This window comes from Rhodococcus sp. 24CO, assembly GCF_050586165.1.
Lineage (GTDB): Bacteria > Actinomycetota > Actinomycetes > Mycobacteriales > Mycobacteriaceae > Rhodococcus_F.
Genome location: NZ_JAZFNF010000009.1, coordinates 80456 through 98051, shown reverse-complemented (window position 1 = coordinate 98051; position 17596 = coordinate 80456). Strand labels below are relative to the sequence as shown.

The window sequence follows — 17596 nt, the reverse complement described above, 5'->3', positions numbered from 1 at the left end:
GTCACTGCTCCATCAGCTGGCGCCAGCGACGGTAGAAGGACCGTTGATTGGCCTCGGTAATGAATGCCTCGCCCATCACTCCCGGCAGCTCGGCCCCGGTCCGTTCCTTCACCTGTACCTCGTGCCCCAGCCCCATCGTGTAGTTGAACGAGTGGCGCTGGGCGACAACCCCTCTGGTCGCCTCGCTTATCGAGTTCCAGATCTCGCCGTCGTCCTGCTCGAACATTCCACTGGGCCCGAAGGACAAGATGTACTGCCGCATGGCCGCTTGCTTGAGGTCCTCCGGCAACGAGCTGTCAATCAAGCACCAGGAGTTGACGTCGATACGGTGAGGGCCCACAGGCTGCCATTGGCGAAGGGTGAGGAACCGCATACTGTCCATGAACGAGAGGTTCGGAAAGATCGAACCGACACCAACGGGGACGAACTCCACAAGTTCCGGCTTATTCTCGCCGATCCGTTCCTGTACCTTGCCGAGATACTCGGTATACGCAGTGACAGCCTCGGTACCTTGCTGCGCACCCCCCTTCTCGCGGGTAAATCCGTGCCCACCCTCGACATGAATGGTGTGCCCGTACTCGGTCACCCGATTACGCAGGCCCACTTCGACACTCGATGCATGGGTGGACGACAGGTGATACTGGTCGCCAGAGAAGTTCTCCGCCGGAATCTTCCAATTTGTCTCGATGGTCCACTTGTGTACCCCGCCGATAGCTTCGAAACCCGCGTCGGACCGCCCCAACATGAGATCCATGTACGGCATGAAGTCACCCAAGTAATCTTGCAGCGACGGCGCGTCCGGATCCCAGGTCGCGAAGATGAGCCCGTGCACAGTGTCGAGCTTCGCCACTTCGATCAGCTTGATCGAACTGCGGTCCAGCTCACCGTGGTACGCCGTCCGCAATCGGGGAACACCGATGAGGTTGCCGTCGAGATCGTAGGTCCAGCCGTGGTAGGGGCAACGAAGAGCCAACGAGTTTCCCTGGTCTGCACGACACAGCTTGGGGCCGCGGTGACGACAACTGTTGAGGAACGCGCGGACTTTGCCTTCTGAATTGCGCGTAACGACTACCTCGTCCTCGCCCATCCTGGTCGAGATGTAGTCGCCTGAGCTGCGCAACTGGGTCTCGTGGCCAAGGAACAACCAGCACTTGGCGAATATCTTCTCCAGTTCTGCCCGGTACACGTCCTCGTCGTGGAACGCCGCAATCCCGACCTCGCTCCCATCGCTACGGACATACGATCCAGGCGTGGCATCGCGTCGTCCCTCAGGTGTACTTGTCATATCAATTCCACTCCATGACTGTCGAAAAGGTGCCAGTGTCGATTCAGTGCAGCGTTCACGACACCGGATTTGTCCTGGTTTAGAAGGTGGCCGCCGCCCGGTACCAGCAAGAACTCCGCTCCAGGGATGCCATCGGCTAAAACCCGACTCTCCGCCGGCCCGGTGATGTCGTCCTGGTCGCCGCACAACACGATCGTCGAAGCCTGGACGGCATCGAGCGCAGAACGGTGATCGGTATCGGCCAGTGTGCGAGTCGCTGCAGTGAAGCCGGCCAATCGGACTGATGCGACCGCGGTTTCGACGATGCGTCGCCGCAGCTCCGACGATGCGTGCTGCGACACTTGCCGGTCAACGCGAGTTTGTGCCCACAGGCGAATGCCGTCGCGTTCAAGCGCCGCGATGCGCGAGTCAAACCCCTCACGGACCGCCGCATTGTTCTTCCGGCCATACGTCGATGACACCAATGCGAGCGTGCGAACGCGCTTTGGATGACGCATTGCCAGCCTGGTAGCCACAAGACCACCCCACGAGACGCCAACCACGTGGGCATCCTCGTGACCGCGCGCGTCGAGCAGGGCCGCAGCCGCATCCGCGTAGTCGTCAAGGCACGGCTCGGCTGCCGGGTCGCTGGAATCTCCGTATCCGAAAGCATCCCATGCAATCAGTTCGAATTCGTGATCGAAAGTCTCGAACTGGGCTCGAAACGACGCACTCGCAGACCCGACACCGTGGAGCAACAGGACCGCGCGGCCGCACCCCTTGGTTCGCGCGCCGACCCGAGCCCCACCCGGAAGGGTGTACAGCGCAGGGTCTGGCAGCACGGCCGGTTTGACCACCATCACTACCTCCACTGAACAGCAATTGTTATGTACGTCACGCTAGCATACTACGTTTGTGTTCTGCAATGGATGAAACCCGAGGACGGATCAACAGCGGCAAATCTCCCCACACAGGGATGCCACTCGCGCTTCAGGCCGACCGAACTCCTTGTATACTGACGTAGTGTCTTAGTCGACGTAGTTTGCTTCACAAAGGGGGGGCTCGATGGCTCGCATAGGCAATGAAGACATGATCGAAAACGAGGACTACCTCGGACACAAGGTCTACCAGGCACTGCGGCATGCGCTGCGGGACGGCGGTATCAGCCCAGGGCGCTTCTACTCGGAGACTGAATTCGCTGAGATGCTCGGAGTGTCCAGGACTCCAGTGCGAGAGGCACTCAAGGCACTCGAGCGCGAAGGGGTAGTGATCGCGGCCCACCGGCGCGGTTACCGGTTGCGCGAGTTCACCGAGGCCGAGGTCGACGAGATCGGCGCCCTACGTGAACAACTGGAAGTACTGGTGGCACGAACCCTCGCCAGCAATCACAACTCACACGACCTCGCCGCGCTGACTGATGTGATTCGACGCCAAGACGCGGATAGCGATGGCAAGTCGATGTTCGCGCTCGACGAGGAGTTCCACTTGTTGGCTGCGGAACGTGCTGGGTTGCCTCGCACCCGGAAGATCCTCGAAGGTCTGCGCAGTGTCATGGCGGCAGTTACTGCCGGCGTCTCGATTCCGCACTCGGAAACGGCACAAAGAGTCGCCGAGCACGACCAGATCGTCTTCGAGATCACACAAGGCAACCCTGACGAGGCCGCCCGATTGATGTCTGAGCACATCAAGGCCGCGCACGACACGTTCCGAGAAGCGATCAGGGCCCATGTCAGCGCAGGCCCGATAATCAAGCCACTCGACAGGTGACCTCGTGTAGAGACATCGCCTGCCTCCCTCGAGTCGAGGCAGTGCCAACTGGTTGTGCGGCTCAGATGTTCGGAGGACTTCTTCGGCATAGCGATTGTACGAGAACGACCCGGAAGTCATGAGCGCCGATGAGACTCATGACTTCCGGGTCGTGACGATCTCGGACGCGAAAAGCGCACTCGCCGTGCGCAATACGCTCTAACGGAACAACAGACCACGCGCTCTCGCAGCTCCGGCGGATACTTCCTCGTTTCCACAGTGACGTCCGTCCCTCATCTACCCAGGATCAAACCTGGTCCGGACGTCTTGCTGAAAAGCTCAGGTCCCAGAAACTGCAGCCCATCAGACTGATTCAGATTCCGCCGCAATGGCACCAGCTCATACAGATTGGTCTACAGCCCCTGGACACGTCCGCCGTCAACGATGACAGCAGTCCCGGTCAGGTACGAGGTGTACGCGGAACACAGGAATGCAACAATCCGCCCGAAGTCGTCCGGATGACCAACGTAGGAGCGGTCCTGACCGCCGAGCTCGATCAACCGCTCCGTGGAATGTGCTCCGGGGCAGACAAGGTTGAGCGTGACCCCCGACGCAGTGAGCTCGTTCGCAGCGGTCTTGGCCCACCCCCACAGTGCGGGACGCGACACGTTTGACAGCGCCAAGTTGTCCATGGGCTGACGAGCCGAGCCGGATGCGATCAGGCAGACGCGCCCCCACTGCTGCCTGACCATGACAGGTCGAGCAGCACGCACCAGGCGGATCGCCGACAGAGTGTTGGCTGTCAGCGAATCGAGGATCTGCTGATCTGTGACATCGAAGGCTCCGCCCGGTGCGGGTCCTGCATTGTTGGACACAACAATGTCGAGCCGCCCAAAGCGCTCGAGTGCACGGTTGACGAGCAACTCTGGCAAGTGTTCGTCATTCATGTCACCTACGACAATCTCGACTTCCACGTCAACCTCATCGCGCAATTGCGTCAACTGGTCAGCTGAACGTGCATTGACGACGAGGCGCACTCCCTCGGCCGCCAGAGCCATCGCTGCCGCCCTGCCAAGTCCTCGCGAGGCCGCAGTAACCAATGCCACCCGATCTGAAATACCCAAGTCCATGACTCTAGAATACTTATATTGTGTACTAGCGGCAACCCATCGAGATTTGACGCAACCGCCGGTCCGTGAAGGAAGACGCCGACGGCCTATCCTGGAATGGTGCCAACCACTGACAGCCGCTTCGACGCCCTTACCGAGCTGCTGTCCGCGCGGCGACTCGCAATTCTGACGGGCGCCGGCATCTCCACCGACTCCGGAATCCCCGACTACCGCGGACCCGATTCACCCCCGCGCAATCCGATGACTTTCCAGCAGTTCATCGGCGACTCCGCGTTCCGGCGCCACTACTGGGCGCGCAACCACATCGGCTGGCGATACATGGACAGTTCACGTCCCAATCAAGGCCACCGGGCCGTTGCCGCACTCGAGCGCAGTGGCCGGGCCGTCGGAGTCATCACTCAGAATGTCGACCTCCTGCACACCAAAGCCGGAGCCCGCAATGTCATCGACCTGCACGGCACGTACGCACAGGTTCGGTGCCTGAATTGTCAGCGTTTGATCTCGCGGACAACGCTGGCCGAACAACTCGAGGCAGCCAACCCCGGATTCGCCGAAACTGTTGCTGCGGCAAAGGGAGTCGAGATAGCGCCGGACGCAGATGCGGTCATCGAATCGACCGCGCATTTCCGCGTTGTCGACTGCGGCGCGTGCGGCGGAATTCTCAAGCCCGACATCGTGTACTTCGGTGAGTCCGTTCCCAAGGAACGAGTTGCCCGCGCGTTCAGCCTGGTCGACGAAGCCGACGCGGTACTGGTCGCCGGTTCGTCGTTGACTGTCATGTCGGGACTACGATTCGTGCGCTACGCCGCAAAGGCGGGTAAGCCCGTTGCGATAGTCAATCGTGGACTCACCCGCGGCGACGAATTCGCCGCCCTCAAACTCGATATCGGTTGCACCGAAGCACTTTCCGCTCTCGCGGCACGTGAGCGCTACAACGCGACCAAGTCATCGGCGTGAACAACCGGACGCTGCATCTCCGCCGGCAGGTCCGCGGTGGAGCGTCCGAGGATTTCCTCGATCTCGGAGGCATCGAACGCAACAACACCACGGGCGACTGGCTTCTCCCCCGGACCCATCAACGACACCACGTCGCCGGCATGGAAATCGCCTGAGACACCGACGATTCCGGCGGACAGCAGGCTACGACGCTTTGTGACGACCGCCCGAACGGCGCCTTCGTCGAGATGCACATCGCCCTGCGTATCTGCGGCATGACGCACCCAGAACCGGCGGGCAGAGAGCCTGGTGGGCCGCGCGGCAAACGCGGTTCCCACCTCGGCGCCGCTCAAGGCAGCAGCCGCATCGGAGGCAGCGGCAAGCAGAACGGGCACACCGGAATCGGCGGCCAAACGAGCAGCGGAGAGCTTGGACGCCATACCGCCCGTACCCAGGGCGCCACCCGAACCTGCCACCACGCCGTCAAGATCCTCGGGGCTGTTGACTTCGGGAATCAGTGTGGCATTGCCCTTCCGGGGATCACCGTCGTACAGACCGTCGACATCCGAGAGGAGAATCAGCGCGTCTGCGCCTACGAGGTGAGCCACCAATGCGGCCAGTCGATCATTGTCACCGAAACGAAGTTCTGTTGTTGCGACAGTGTCGTTTTCGTTCACGATCGCCACCGCGTGCAATGCCCGAAGTCGATCGAGGGTGCGCTGAGCGTTGCGGTGTTGCGTCCGCCGAGCGATGTCGTCAGCTGTGAGCAGAACCTGCCCCACCGTTCGCCCGTACCGCGCAAAGGACGTACCCCACGCGTGAGCCAGCGCCAATTGTCCGACGCTGGCTGCCGCCTGCTTTGTTGCGAGGTCGCGAGGTCGTTTGGTGAGTCCCAACGGAGCCAATCCGGCACCCACGGCACCGGAGGACACCACAACAACGTCCGAACCCGCACGCATGCGGGCTTCGATAGCGTCGGCCAACAGATCCAGCCGATGGGTATCGAGGCCCGCAACCAAACTGGTCAGTGCGGACGACCCGATCTTCACGACAATGCTGTGAGCCGACGCAATCGACTCCCTGGTGGAACCGAGCACAGTCCCGTTCCCTCGCTTCTGGTTTCGCGTGTGTTAGCTGTCTTCGTCGAGCAGGCCGCGGCGAACGCGGCGAGCGTGCTTACGCTCGTCGGCGCCGATGCGCTCGACCTGATCGAGTCGCGGATCGGTCCCGCGGCCCGTACGGGTCAAGTCGATGCCGGCCGGAGTCATCGGCTCCCACTCGAAGCTGACGTCACCGATCGTGACCGAGGCACCAGGCTGTGCGCCCTTCTTGACCAGTGCATCTTCGACGCCCAACCGTGCGAGACGGTCGGCAAGGTAGCCAACGGCTTCGTCGTTGTCGAAGGCCGTCTGACGAATCCACCGCTCCGGACGCGTACCGCGGACGACAAATCCACCGGGAATATCGGGATCCTTCTCGATGGTGAAGCTGGAATCCTTGACCTTGATGGGCCTGATGACCTGACGCTTCGGCTCCGGCTTGGGGTTAGCCTCCTGGTATTCGCGCACCATCTTCGCCAACGCGAATGTCAACGGGCGCAAACCTTCACGGCTCACGGCCGAAATCGTGAATACCGGCCATCCGCGGGCTTCGATTTCCGGGGTGACCATCTCGGCCAACTCGGCAGCCTCAGGCACGTCCGCCTTGTTGAGGATGACAACGCGCGGACGCTTGTCGAGGTCACCGAGTCCCGAGTCGCCGGACAGCGCGGGCGTGTACGCGGCCAGTTCCGCTTCGAGTGCATCGATGTCGGACATCGGGTCGCGTCCCGGATCGAGAGTTGCGCAGTCGATCACGTGCGCGAGTACGGCGCAGCGTTCGATGTGGCGCAGGAAGTCCAGACCCAAACCGCGGCCTTCGCTGGCACCCGGGATCAGTCCGGGAACGTCGGCGACGGTGAAGGTGGTGTCACCACTGGAGACAACACCGAGGTTGGGGACCAGCGTCGTGAACGGGTAGTCCGCGATCTTCGGCTTGGCCGCCGAGAGGACGGAAACCAGTGAAGACTTACCGGCGGAGGGGAATCCGAGCAGACCCACGTCGGCAACCGACTTGAGTTCGAGAACCAGATCACGCTCGACGCCGTCTTCACCGAGCAACGCGAAGCCGGGGGCCTTGCGGGCCTTCGAGGCCAATGCCGCGTTGCCGAGTCCGCCACGTCCGCCTTGAGCGGCGTCGTAGCGGCTACCCACGCCGACGAGGTCGGCCAGGACGTTGCCGTCTGTGTCGAGCACAACGGTGCCGTCCGGAACCTTCAGGATGAGATCTTCGCCGTTGGCACCTTCACGGTTGCTGCCGGCACCCTGCTTGCCGTTGGTGGCCTTCGCATTGGGATGGAAGTGGAAGTCGAGGAGAGTGTGGATGTTCTCGTCGACGACTAGAACGACGTCGCCGCCGCGTCCACCGTTCGCACCGTCCGGACCGCCGAGCGGTTTAAACTTCTCGCGGTGTACGGAGGCGCAACCATTGCCGCCTTTTCCAGCGCTGACGTGCAGCACAACACGGTCAATGAATCGGGACATGACTGCCGGATCCTTCCTCAGTCAATTGCGGGTCTCACGCGATGAGCTGAACTTCTGGTGAGCAGGGTTGCTCGGGGGGTAATAGGCACTGCTTAAACAAACAATAGGGGCGGACCGGGTTATTTCAACCCTGGTCCGCCCCTATTGGGAGCTTGGAACGCGTCACGGCATCACTGAAAGCAGTTGAACCTGTGACGCACAACTAGCGAGAGAGACTAGACCTCAGCCGCAACGACGGCCGGAACGATGTTCACGGTCTTGCGTCCACGCTTCTGGCCGAACTCGACTGCACCGGCAGCGAGAGCGAACAGGGTGTCGTCGCCGCCACGGCCGACGTTGACGCCGGGGTGGAAGTGCGTGCCGCGCTGGCGAACCAGGATTTCGCCTGCGCTGACGGACTGGCCGCCGAAGCGCTTCACGCCGAGGCGCTGGGCGTTTGAATCGCGACCGTTACGGGAGCTGGATGCACCCTTCTTATGTGCCATGCTATTGACCCTCCTCGGGTGAAATTAGCTAGAAAGAACTTGGTTACTTGATGCCCGTGACCTTGAGCACCGTAAGCGGCTGCCTGTGGCCCTGACGCTTGTGGTAACCGGTCTTGTTCTTGAACTTGTGGATGCGGATCTTCGGGCCCTTGGTGTGCTCGACGATCTCACTGGTGACTGCGACCTTGGCCAGCTTGGCCGTGTCGGTGGTCAGGTCAGATCCGTCAACCACGAGAACGGGAGCAAGCGAGACAGCAGTGCCGGGCTCACCCTCGATCTTCTCGACCTTGACGAGGTCACCAACAGCGACCTTGTACTGCTTTCCGCCGGTCTTGACGATCGCGTACGTTGCCATCGGAGGGCTACCCCTTGCTTCTTCGAACTTGCTCGCGCTGCTGCCTGAGGCGTCAAATGCATCGCGACTGGTCTGGTTTATGTCACCTCGGCTCGATGCTGACGCATCGGGACATTCCCGCACTCTAGGCACACGGAATCTCTACCGCCGGGTGGCGACTATGCAAGGTTACGGGAAAGCAACCGTCATGGTCAAACCGCCCCGCCGAGGGGTAAAGCGATCCTGCATTTACTGCGTCTACCAGCAGAAACTTCGGGTCATGGCGTCGGCGCCCGCCACAGCGGGTCGGGCACCGAAGCCAATTTCCGAAAGGAGGTAGTTCTTACTCGCCGTCAACCGGCGGACCGGCCGGACGTGCTGCTGCTCGGCGTCGACGCGGCCTCTTGACCACAACGACATCGTCTTCCACCGGCGCCGCTGCGCCGGCAGCGACAGGCTCCGCTACGGCTTCCGCCACAGGTTCGGGCGTCGGCATGACAAAGACCGTGCCCACCTCGGGTGCCTCGACACTGGGCGCTGACGCAGCCCGAGACGCCCTGCGACTGCGACGACGACTCCGCGGAGCGGCCGCGGCGTCACCACCGCTGCTATCTGCCTGCGCCCCAACACTATCCACAACAACATCGCTAGCCCGGCCAGAATCGGCAGCGGACGAATCCGATGCCAGCGGCGCCGGCTCGGCACTTTTGGATGCATCCACCTCCGCAGGCACAGCGCTCGCCTCGTCATGACTGTGCTCGTCATGACTGTGCTCGTCGTGATGGGCAGCCATCGCCAACGCCACGGGGTGTGCCCGCTTGACTGTCGCGTCGACTGCCGGAACCTCCGGCGTCGGCGCTTCGTGTCCGTTGGACTCTGTGGCGGCCGGCTTGTCCGAGCGGCCACGCTTGTTCTTGCGTGAGCTTCCGGACTCGCTGCGCTGCTGCGAGGACCGCGCACCGCCGTCGTCAGCGGTCTTCATCTCGACCGGTTCCGAATGCACGATGATGCCGCGACCGTGGCAGTGCTCACATGTTGTCGAGAACGCCTCGACCAGTCCGGTGCCCAACTTCTTACGGGTCATCTGGACCAAACCGAGCGACGTGACCTCGGAAACCTGATGACGCGTGCGATCACGGCCCAGGCATTCGGTCAGTCGACGCAGAACGAGATCGCGATTCGATTCGAGAACCATGTCGATGAAGTCGACGACGATCATGCCGCCGATGTCGCGCAAGCGCATCTGACGAACGATCTCCTCGGCAGCTTCGAGGTTGTTGCGCGTCACGGTCTCTTCGAGGTTGCCGCCGGCACCGGTGAACTTGCCGGTGTTGACGTCGACAACAGTCATGGCCTCGGTGCGGTCGATCACCAGCGTGCCGCCGGACGGCAGCCACACCTTGCGATCGAGAGCCTTGGCCAACTGCTCGTCGATGCGACGGGCCTGGAAAATGTCGATGCCGTTGTTCGGCGTGTACTTCTCGAGGCGCGGCAGAAGATCCGGCGCGACGGAGTTGATGTAGTTCTCCACCGTGCCGTGAGCTTTGTCGCCCTCGATGACCAGCTTGGTGAAGTCCTCGTTGAACAGGTCACGAATAACCTTGACCAGCATGTCCGGCTCTTCGTACAGCGCCTGCGGGCTGCCCGACTTCCCGGAGTCCGCCGCGGCGGCCTGCTCTTCGATTCCGGCCCACTGAGCCTGCAGACGAGTGACGTCGCGCGCCAACTCCTCTTCGCTGACACCTTCGGACGCGGTGCGGATGATCACGCCGGCGTCGGCCGGAACGATGTCGCGCAGGATTTCCTTGAGGCGCTTGCGCTCGGTGTCGGGCAACTTGCGGCTGATACCGGTGGACGAACCGCCGGGCACGTAGACAAGGAAACGTCCGGCCAGGGAGATCTGCGTTGTCAGACGGGCACCCTTGTGTCCGACCGGATCCTTGCTGACCTGCACCAGTACCTGGTCGCCCGGCTTGAGAGCCTGCTCGATCTTGCGGGAATTGCCACCGAGACCGGCAGCTTCCCAGTTGACCTCACCGGCGTACAGGACACCGTTGCGTCCGCGTCCGATGTCGATGAATGCAGCTTCCATGCTGGGCAGCACGTTCTGGACGCGGCCCAAGTACACGTTGCCCACCATCGACGCGGCGGCCGAGTTGGTGACGAAGTGCTCGACCAGGACGCCGTCTTCGAGAACTGCGACCTGCGTCGTTGCATGCGGCTGACCACTGTCGGCGCGGTCGCGCACGACCATTACGCGATCAACGGCCTCGCGACGGGCCAGGAACTCGGACTCGGTCAGGATCGGCGGACGACGACGTCCGGCATCACGTCCGTCGCGGCGACGCTGACGCTTTGCCTCGAGTCGCGTGGAACCACTGATTCCCTGAACTTCGTCGCGCACGACACGCGTCTTGCTGCGCGGTTCACGCTCGTGAACAACCGTGTTCGGCGGGTCGTCCTCGGACGTCGTGGTGGCGTCGGCGCCGCTGTCGGAGCCGGTCTTGCGACGACGGCGACGACGGCGACGACGGTTGTTGCCGTCCGCATCGAGGTCGGAATCTTCGCTGCTCTCGGACTCGGCGTCGCTCTCGGCTTCTTCGGACTTGGCCGCGACGTCCGTCGACGTGCTCTTGGCGGTATCAGGAGCCGACTCGGAGGTCGATTCGTCCGATTCGGACTCGTCCTCGTTCTGTTCGCCCGCCTGCTCACCGCGCCCACGCCCACGGCCACGGCGTCCACGGCGGCGACGCCGCGGCTGGTCGTCGTCTTCCTCGTCGGATTCAGCCTCGGCGTTCTCGCCTTCGGCCTGCGGTGCGGTGACGGTCTCCGGGGTCTGCCTGGTTTCGGCTGTACCTGCTTCGACTGCACCTGCTTCGACTACCGATGTTTCGACTGCGGCTGTTTCGGCCGGTGCGCTCTCGGCCTCGACCGGTGCGCTCGACTTCTCCTCGACCACCGGTGCTGCCGGTTCACGACGAGCCCGGCGACGACGCGGCGCAACCTCGACCGCTTCCATGTCAGGCTGCAGGAAGAGCGGGACCTGGGCCGGAGCCTGCTCCGCTTCGGGTGCGTGAGTCTGCGCTGCTTCGAACGACGTGAAGAGATCAGACTGCTCGCGCTCGTTAACCTGCAACGCCGCAGCCGCATCAAGATCTGCGGCGATCTCGGCAACAGCGGGGTCGACTACAGCGGGCTCGACCACAGCGGGCTCAACCACAGCCGGCTCTTCTGCGACAACCTTCTTGCGTGAACGACGCGCACGGGCCGGCTTTTCCGCAACGGGCGGAGCCTCAGGCGCCTCGACAGGCTTCTCGACAGGCTTCTCGACAACGGGGTCGATCAGAGCGTCGAGTTCTGCAGCTACCGGCTCGATGGCATCGGCAACAGCATGCAGAGACGCATGGATCCGCTCGGCGACATCACGGTGCACGCTCGATTGAGCGCTGCGAATCTCGGTTCCGAGAGCAGAAGCCTCCGCGAGGACCTGCTTGCTGGTGATTCCCAGCAACTTAGCCAGCGCATGTACGCGCATCTTGTCCGGAAAGACCGGGGTTTCGTTCGATTCTGAATCTGTTGGGGCTTGATCGGCCACGTAAGTCTCCTCAGCCCCCGGGCGCGTCCAACTCTGCAATCGAGTTGTCACGCGGCCACGCAGGGGCGCGCTGTGTGTACTCGCACTCAGAAGTGAGTGCGAGATTGTAAGGTCTCGCTCCGCATGGCCCGTAGTGCCCGTTATTCACTACGTACGCATGAAGTGCCTGGCTGGATGGCTGTTGTCCGTGAGGTCCGTGGCCCGAGCGCCTGATCATCCAGCGTGCAAAGGTCCAGGGATTTCCTGTTGACCGATAGCAGCGATGAAAGGGCATCGAGCGCAATGTCACGTCGAACCTGGTGTCACATCGAAACTTGGGTGTCATCCGGTTGAATACACGTAGAACAAAAATTGCGCTTCAACCAATAGCAGTATCCCACATCGATGCGCCCGTCACTTGCAAGGGCGCACCAATGTGGGACAAGTACTGCTCGGGGAAACGCGTCGAAGAGTCAGATGGACGACAGAGCCGGGAACCACAGCGCAATCTCGCGCTCGGCAGATTCGACGGAATCGCTACCGTGCACCAGGTTCTGCTGCGATTCGAGACCGAAGTCGCCGCGAATCGTTCCCGGTAGTGCCTTCTCGACGGGGTCGGTACCGCCGGCGAGCTGACGGAATGCGGCGATGGCACGAGGGCCTTCGAGCACTGCGGCAACCAACGGACCGGAGGTGATGAACTCCAACAAGCTCGGGTAGAACGGACGCTCGGCGTGCTCCGCGTAGTGGCTACCAGCCACGTCTTCGGAAGCGGTGCGGAAGTCGAGTGCTGCGATGGTCAGGCCTTTGCGCTCGATACGACTCAGGATTTCTCCCACGTATCCACGGGCAACGGCGTCGGGCTTGATCAGTACGAGGGTGCGCTCAGTCACGTCGGCCAGCCTAAATGGTCAGTCGCGCTGACCCGGAAGCAGGCCCTCATCCATCCGTCGGGATATGTCCCGCCGCAGGTAGAAAAGGTAAGCCCAGACCAAGCCGAACACGATACCCATGATGCCGATCGACACATGGATGAAGAAGCCGAGGATCAGAAGCACCTGCAGAGCGATGTTGAACTGCATCGCCCAGGACCGTCCCTGAACGCCGCCGCCCAGAATCATCAGCACGCCCAACCCGATGATGTACGTGCCGCTGAACCAGGTGAGTCCTCCACCGACAACCTGCACAACCGGGATGGTCAGGAACACCACGATCGATTCGACGATCAGGGTTCCCGCAGCAACACCGCGGAATCCCTTCCACGGATCCTTGGTCGGTGGAGCGAACTGTCCGCCTTGCGACGAATTCGATTCTGACGGGGTGCTCACGCTGGGTCCTTTCCGAACAATGTGCGGGCAGCGCCGGCTGTCACGACGGATCCGGTGACCACAACACCTGCCCCGGATACTGCTTCGCCTGGTTCGGCTACCTGTTCCGCAATTTCGATGGCGGTCTCCAAGGCGTCGACCAACTGCGGAGCCACCACCACCCGCTCGTCGCCGAACTTGGCGACGGCGATATTCGCGAGTTCCTCGATGTCCATCGCGCGCGGCGAACCGTTATGCGTCACCACGATCTCGTCGAAGACGGATTCGAACGCCGTCATGATCGCGTCGACGTCCTTGTCCTTCATGACACTGACCACTCCGACGAGCTTGCGAAAGTCGAACTCGGCCGCCAGCGCCGCCGCCAGCGCGCGCGCTCCGTCCGGGTTGTGTGCCGCGTCGAGGAAAACCGTCGGCGCGCTCCGAACTCGTTCGAGGCGACCAGGATTGACGACGGAGGCAAAACCGGAGCGGATGGCATCCTGATCGAGTTGCCGATCGGGTCCCGCGCCGAAGAAGGCTTCGACGGCCGCCAGGGCGAGTGCGGCATTTCGCGCTTGGTGCTCACCGTGGAGCGGCAGGAAGATCTCGGTGTAGACGCCGCTGAGTCCCTGAAGTTCGAGCTGTTGGCCGCCGACGGCGATCTGGCGGCCAAGCACCTTGAACTCGGAACCTTCGCGGGCCACCGCGGCGTCGACCTCGACGGCGCGGCGCAGCAGCACTTCCATGACCTCGGGGGTCTGCTCGGCGATGATCGCGACGGTGTCCACCGGCACCAGGCTCTCGCGGCCCTTCTTGATGATCCCGGCCTTTTCCTCCGCGATTCCCGCGAGGTCGTTGCCCAGGTACTCGGCGTGATCGAGGCTGATCGGGGTGATGACCGCAACCTGGCCGTCAATGACGTTGGTGGCATCCCACCGTCCACCCAATCCGACCTCGACAACAGCCACGTCGACCGGCGCTTCCGCAAACGCGGCGTACGCCATCGCGGTGAGCACCTCGAACTTGCTCATGGCAGGTCCCCCGGCGGCTTCGGACTGCTGATCGATCATCTGCACGTACGGTTCGATCTCGCGGAACGTGTCTACGTACAGACGCGGCGAAATCGGTGCGCCGTCGATGCTGATCCGCTCGGTCGCGATCTGCAGGTGCGGACTGGTGGTCCGGCCCGTGCGGCGATGCAGGGCAGTCATGAGCGAGTCGATCATCCGGGTCACCGAGGTCTTGCCGTTGGTGCCGGTGACGTGCACGGACGGATAGTTGTGCTGCGGCGAGCCGAGCACATCCATGAGGGCCTCGATGCGCGTGAGTGACGGCTCCATCTTGGTTTCCGGCCACCGCTTGTCGAGTTCTGCCTCGACCAGCGCCAACTCGGCGATGTCGACCGGAGTCGGCACCGAACTGATCGGCGGGAAACCGGACTCCCCGAATTCCGATTCCCCGAACTGCGGGGGTTCTACCGAGCTCACTTGTCGCCCAGCTCCTTCAAACGGTTGGTGATGCGATCGATCTCTTCGACGGCGATCTGACGACGCGTCTTGATCTTGTCGACGACGGCGTCTGGCGCCTTCGCGAGGAAAGCTTCGTTGGCGAGCTTGTTGTCTGCGGTGACCAGTTCCTTCTGTGCCGCCGTCAGGTCCTTCTCGAGTCGCTTCTTCTCGGCGCCCAGGTCGATGGTGCCAGACGTGTCGATGTCGACCGTGACGGTGCCCTTGCTCAGGCGCACCTCCACCGAGATGGAGGCGGTGAAGCCGTCCTCGGGTTCGGTGAGCTTGGCGAGGGCCTGCACGTACGCAAACTGTCCGTCGAGTCCGGCTTCGGAGAGGCCGGACGCGCGCGCCGGAACCTTCTGGGAAGGCTTGAGGCCCTGATCATTTCGGAAGCGGCGCACCTCGGTGATCAAACGCTGGGTGTCCTCGATGCGAGTCGCGGCATCAGTGTCGACGGCATTGCCGGATTGTGTCGGCCACTCGGCAACAACAACCGATTCCCCGCCCGTGAGCACCTTCCACAGGGTCTCCGTCACAAACGGGATGACCGGGTGCAGCAGGCGCAGCAATGCGTCGAGCACGTTGCCCAGCACCGCGCGTGTGTTGGCTGCGACGGTTTCGTCGGCGGCAAACTGAACCTTTGCCAATTCGAGGTACCAGTCACAGACCTCGTCCCACGCGAAGTGGAACAGTCCTTCGCATGCCTTACTGAACTCGTAGCGATCGAACGCCGAATCAGCTTCGGCTGCAACAGTATCCAGTCGATCGAGAATCCACCGGTCGGCGTCGGTGAGCTCACTGCGCGCCGGCAGCGGTGCCGGTGCGGCGCCGTTCATGAGGGCAAACTTGGTGGCATTGAACAACTTCGTGGCAAAGTTGCGCGAAGACTGTGCGGAATCCTCACCGACGGAGAGGTCACTGCCGGGGTTGGCACCACGGGCGAGTGTGAACCGCAGCGCGTCGGCACCGAAACGCTCGACCCAATCCAGCGGGTCGATACCGTTGCCACGCGACTTCGACATCTTCTTACCGAACTGGTCACGAACCAAACCGTGCAGGAACACGTCCTTGAACGGAACCTGCGGACCCGTTTTGCCGGCTCCGGCAGTGATCGACTCGTCCTCGGAGACGTACGTGCCGAACATCATCATGCGGGCGACCCAGAAGAACAGGATGTCGTAACCCGTCACCAAAACGCTGGTGGGGTAGAACTTTTCGAGTTCGGCAGTGCTCTCCGGCCACCCCATGGTCGAGAAGGGCCACAGACCGGACGAGAACCACGTGTCGAGAACGTCGGGGTCCTGGACCCAGCCTTCTGGAGCCGTCTCGTCGGGACCGAAGCTGGCAACTTCGCCCTCGGGGCCGTACCAGACCGGGATGCGGTGACCCCACCACAGCTGACGCGAGATGCACCAGTCGTGCATGTTGTCGACCCAGTCGAACCAACGCGGCTCCTGACTGGCCGGGTGAATGACGGTGTCGCCGTTACGGACTGCGTCACCGGCAGCCTTGGCGAGGCTTTCGACCTTGACCCACCACTGCAGCGACAGGCGGGGCTCGATGGCCTCACCACTGCGCTCGGAGTGTCCGACGCTGTGCAGGTACGGACGCTTCTCGGCGACGACGCGACCCTGCTCGGCCAGAGCTTCGCGAACCTTGACGCGCGCTTCGAAGCGGTCCATGCCGTCGAATTGCGTTCCGGTGTCGGCAATCCTGCCGGTCTTGTCCATGATGGTGGGCATGGGCAGGTTGTGCCGCACGCCCATCTCGAAGTCGTTGGGGTCGTGGGCCGGCGTGATCTTCACGGCGCCGGTTCCGAACTCGGGGTCCACGTAGTCGTCCGCGATGATCGGGATCTGGCGGCCGGTGAACGGATGCTTGAGCGTGGTTCCGAGCAGATGCTTGTAGCGCTCGTCGTCGGGATGAACCGCCACCGCGGTATCACCGAGCATCGTCTCCACACGGGTGGTGGCGACAATCACGTGCGGCTCGCTGTCGTCGAGTGATCCGTAGCGAAGGGAGACGAGCTCGCCTTCGACGTCCTCGAACTTGACCTCGATGTCGGAGATCGCGGTCTGCAGCACGGGCGACCAGTTGACCAGACGCTCGGCGCGGTAGATCAGACCCTCGTCGAACATGCGCTTGAATACGGTCTGCACCGCACGGGAGAGGTTCTCGTCCATCGTGAAGCGCTCGCGGCTCCAGTCCACACCGTCACCGATGCGGCGCATCTGGCCGCCGATGGTGCCACCGGATTCGCGCTTCCACTCCCAGACCTTCTCGATGAAGGCTTCGCGGCCCAGGTCTTCCTTCTTGGTGCCCTCTGCAGCCAGCTGCTTCTCGACGACGGACTGCGTCGCGATACCGGCGTGGTCCATGCCCGGCAGCCACAGAACTTCGAAGCCCTGCATCCGCTTGCGGCGGCTCAATACATCCATGAGGGTGTGATCGAGCGCATGGCCCATGTGCAGGCTGCCGGTCACGTTCGGTGGCGGGAGCACGATCGAGTATCCGGGCTTGTCGCTGGTGGCGTCGGCGCGGAAGTAACCCGCATCCACCCAGCCCTGATACAAATCGGCCTCTACGGCACTGGGGTCCCAGCTCTTGGGGAGGGCGTCGGCGGGGGTCTGCGGGTTCTCTGGAGCTGCACTGGTCACGCCTTGATCCTAATGACTCCCCCGTCCAGCGTGAATTTGCACCTCTCAGCGCACAAACTCGGGATCTGGGAAA

Annotated in this window: 14 protein-coding genes; 2 read left to right on the top strand and 12 right to left on the bottom strand. The window is 62.6% G+C overall.

The features are described from left to right. Nucleotide 1 precedes the first annotated feature (1 nt). Nucleotides 2-1285, bottom strand: coding sequence for an aromatic ring-hydroxylating dioxygenase subunit alpha (locus V2B23_RS22760; protein ID WP_430952400.1), 1284 nt, complete (start codon nucleotides 1283-1285; stop codon nucleotides 2-4). Beyond that, the gene (locus V2B23_RS22755; RefSeq protein ID WP_430952399.1) at nucleotides 1282-2124 is read right to left on the bottom strand and encodes an alpha/beta fold hydrolase; all 843 of its coding nucleotides are present in this window, start codon (nucleotides 2122-2124) and stop codon (nucleotides 1282-1284) included. The genes V2B23_RS22760 and V2B23_RS22755 overlap by 4 nt, the downstream gene beginning before the upstream one ends. Nucleotides 2125-2329: 205 nt before the next feature. Between V2B23_RS22755 and V2B23_RS22750 the strand changes: the two genes are divergently transcribed. Next, nucleotides 2330-3031, top strand: a complete 702-nt coding sequence (locus V2B23_RS22750; RefSeq protein ID WP_430952398.1) for a GntR family transcriptional regulator — start codon at nucleotides 2330-2332, stop codon at nucleotides 3029-3031. Between the two features lie 392 nt (nucleotides 3032-3423). On the opposite strand, the gene V2B23_RS22745 is transcribed toward V2B23_RS22750, so the two are convergent. Then, a complete protein-coding gene (locus V2B23_RS22745; RefSeq protein ID WP_430952397.1) occupies nucleotides 3424-4140 on the bottom strand; it encodes an SDR family oxidoreductase in 717 nt (238 codons plus the stop codon). Nucleotides 4141-4239: 99 nt separating this feature from the next. Between V2B23_RS22745 and V2B23_RS22740 the strand changes: the two genes are divergently transcribed. Further along, a complete protein-coding gene (locus V2B23_RS22740) occupies nucleotides 4240-5097 on the top strand; it encodes an NAD-dependent protein deacetylase (RefSeq protein WP_430952396.1) in 858 nt (285 codons plus the stop codon). Here V2B23_RS22740 and proB read toward each other — a convergent pair. The 9 genes from proB to V2B23_RS22695 form a co-directional block, all read right to left on the bottom strand. Then, nucleotides 5070-6173 (bottom strand): glutamate 5-kinase, encoded by a 1104-nt coding sequence (gene proB / locus V2B23_RS22735; RefSeq protein ID WP_430952395.1) that lies wholly within the window; start codon nucleotides 6171-6173, stop codon nucleotides 5070-5072. The genes V2B23_RS22740 and proB overlap by 28 nt on opposite strands. Nucleotides 6174-6206: 33 nt before the next feature. Continuing rightward, nucleotides 6207-7658, bottom strand: a complete 1452-nt coding sequence (gene obgE / locus V2B23_RS22730) for a GTPase ObgE (protein WP_430952394.1) — start codon at nucleotides 7656-7658, stop codon at nucleotides 6207-6209. Between the two features lie 215 nt (nucleotides 7659-7873). Further along, on the bottom strand, nucleotides 7874-8143 hold the full coding sequence (gene rpmA, locus V2B23_RS22725) for a 50S ribosomal protein L27 (RefSeq protein WP_003944532.1): 270 nt from the start codon (nucleotides 8141-8143) through the stop codon (nucleotides 7874-7876). A 43-nt stretch (nucleotides 8144-8186) separates the two neighbouring features. Then, a complete protein-coding gene (rplU, locus tag V2B23_RS22720) occupies nucleotides 8187-8498 on the bottom strand; it encodes a 50S ribosomal protein L21 (RefSeq protein WP_033232889.1) in 312 nt (103 codons plus the stop codon). A gap of 322 nt (nucleotides 8499-8820) precedes the next feature. After that, complete coding sequence (locus V2B23_RS22715; RefSeq protein WP_430952393.1) at nucleotides 8821-12072, bottom strand: translation initiation factor IF-2 N-terminal domain-containing protein; 3252 nt, start codon at nucleotides 12070-12072, stop codon at nucleotides 8821-8823. Nucleotides 12073-12524: 452 nt separating this feature from the next. Then, a complete protein-coding gene (ndk, locus tag V2B23_RS22710) occupies nucleotides 12525-12944 on the bottom strand; it encodes a nucleoside-diphosphate kinase (protein WP_430952392.1) in 420 nt (139 codons plus the stop codon). A gap of 18 nt (nucleotides 12945-12962) precedes the next feature. Next, nucleotides 12963-13379, bottom strand: coding sequence for a DUF4233 domain-containing protein (locus V2B23_RS22705; RefSeq protein ID WP_430952391.1), 417 nt, complete (start codon nucleotides 13377-13379; stop codon nucleotides 12963-12965). After that, a complete protein-coding gene (folC, locus tag V2B23_RS22700; RefSeq protein WP_430952603.1) occupies nucleotides 13376-14782 on the bottom strand; it encodes a bifunctional tetrahydrofolate synthase/dihydrofolate synthase in 1407 nt (468 codons plus the stop codon). Before folC ends, V2B23_RS22705 begins: the two co-directional genes overlap by 4 nt. 59 nt (nucleotides 14783-14841) lie before the next feature. Then, nucleotides 14842-17523, bottom strand: a complete 2682-nt coding sequence (locus V2B23_RS22695; RefSeq protein ID WP_430952390.1) for a valine--tRNA ligase — start codon at nucleotides 17521-17523, stop codon at nucleotides 14842-14844. Nucleotides 17524-17596 lie beyond the last annotated feature (73 nt).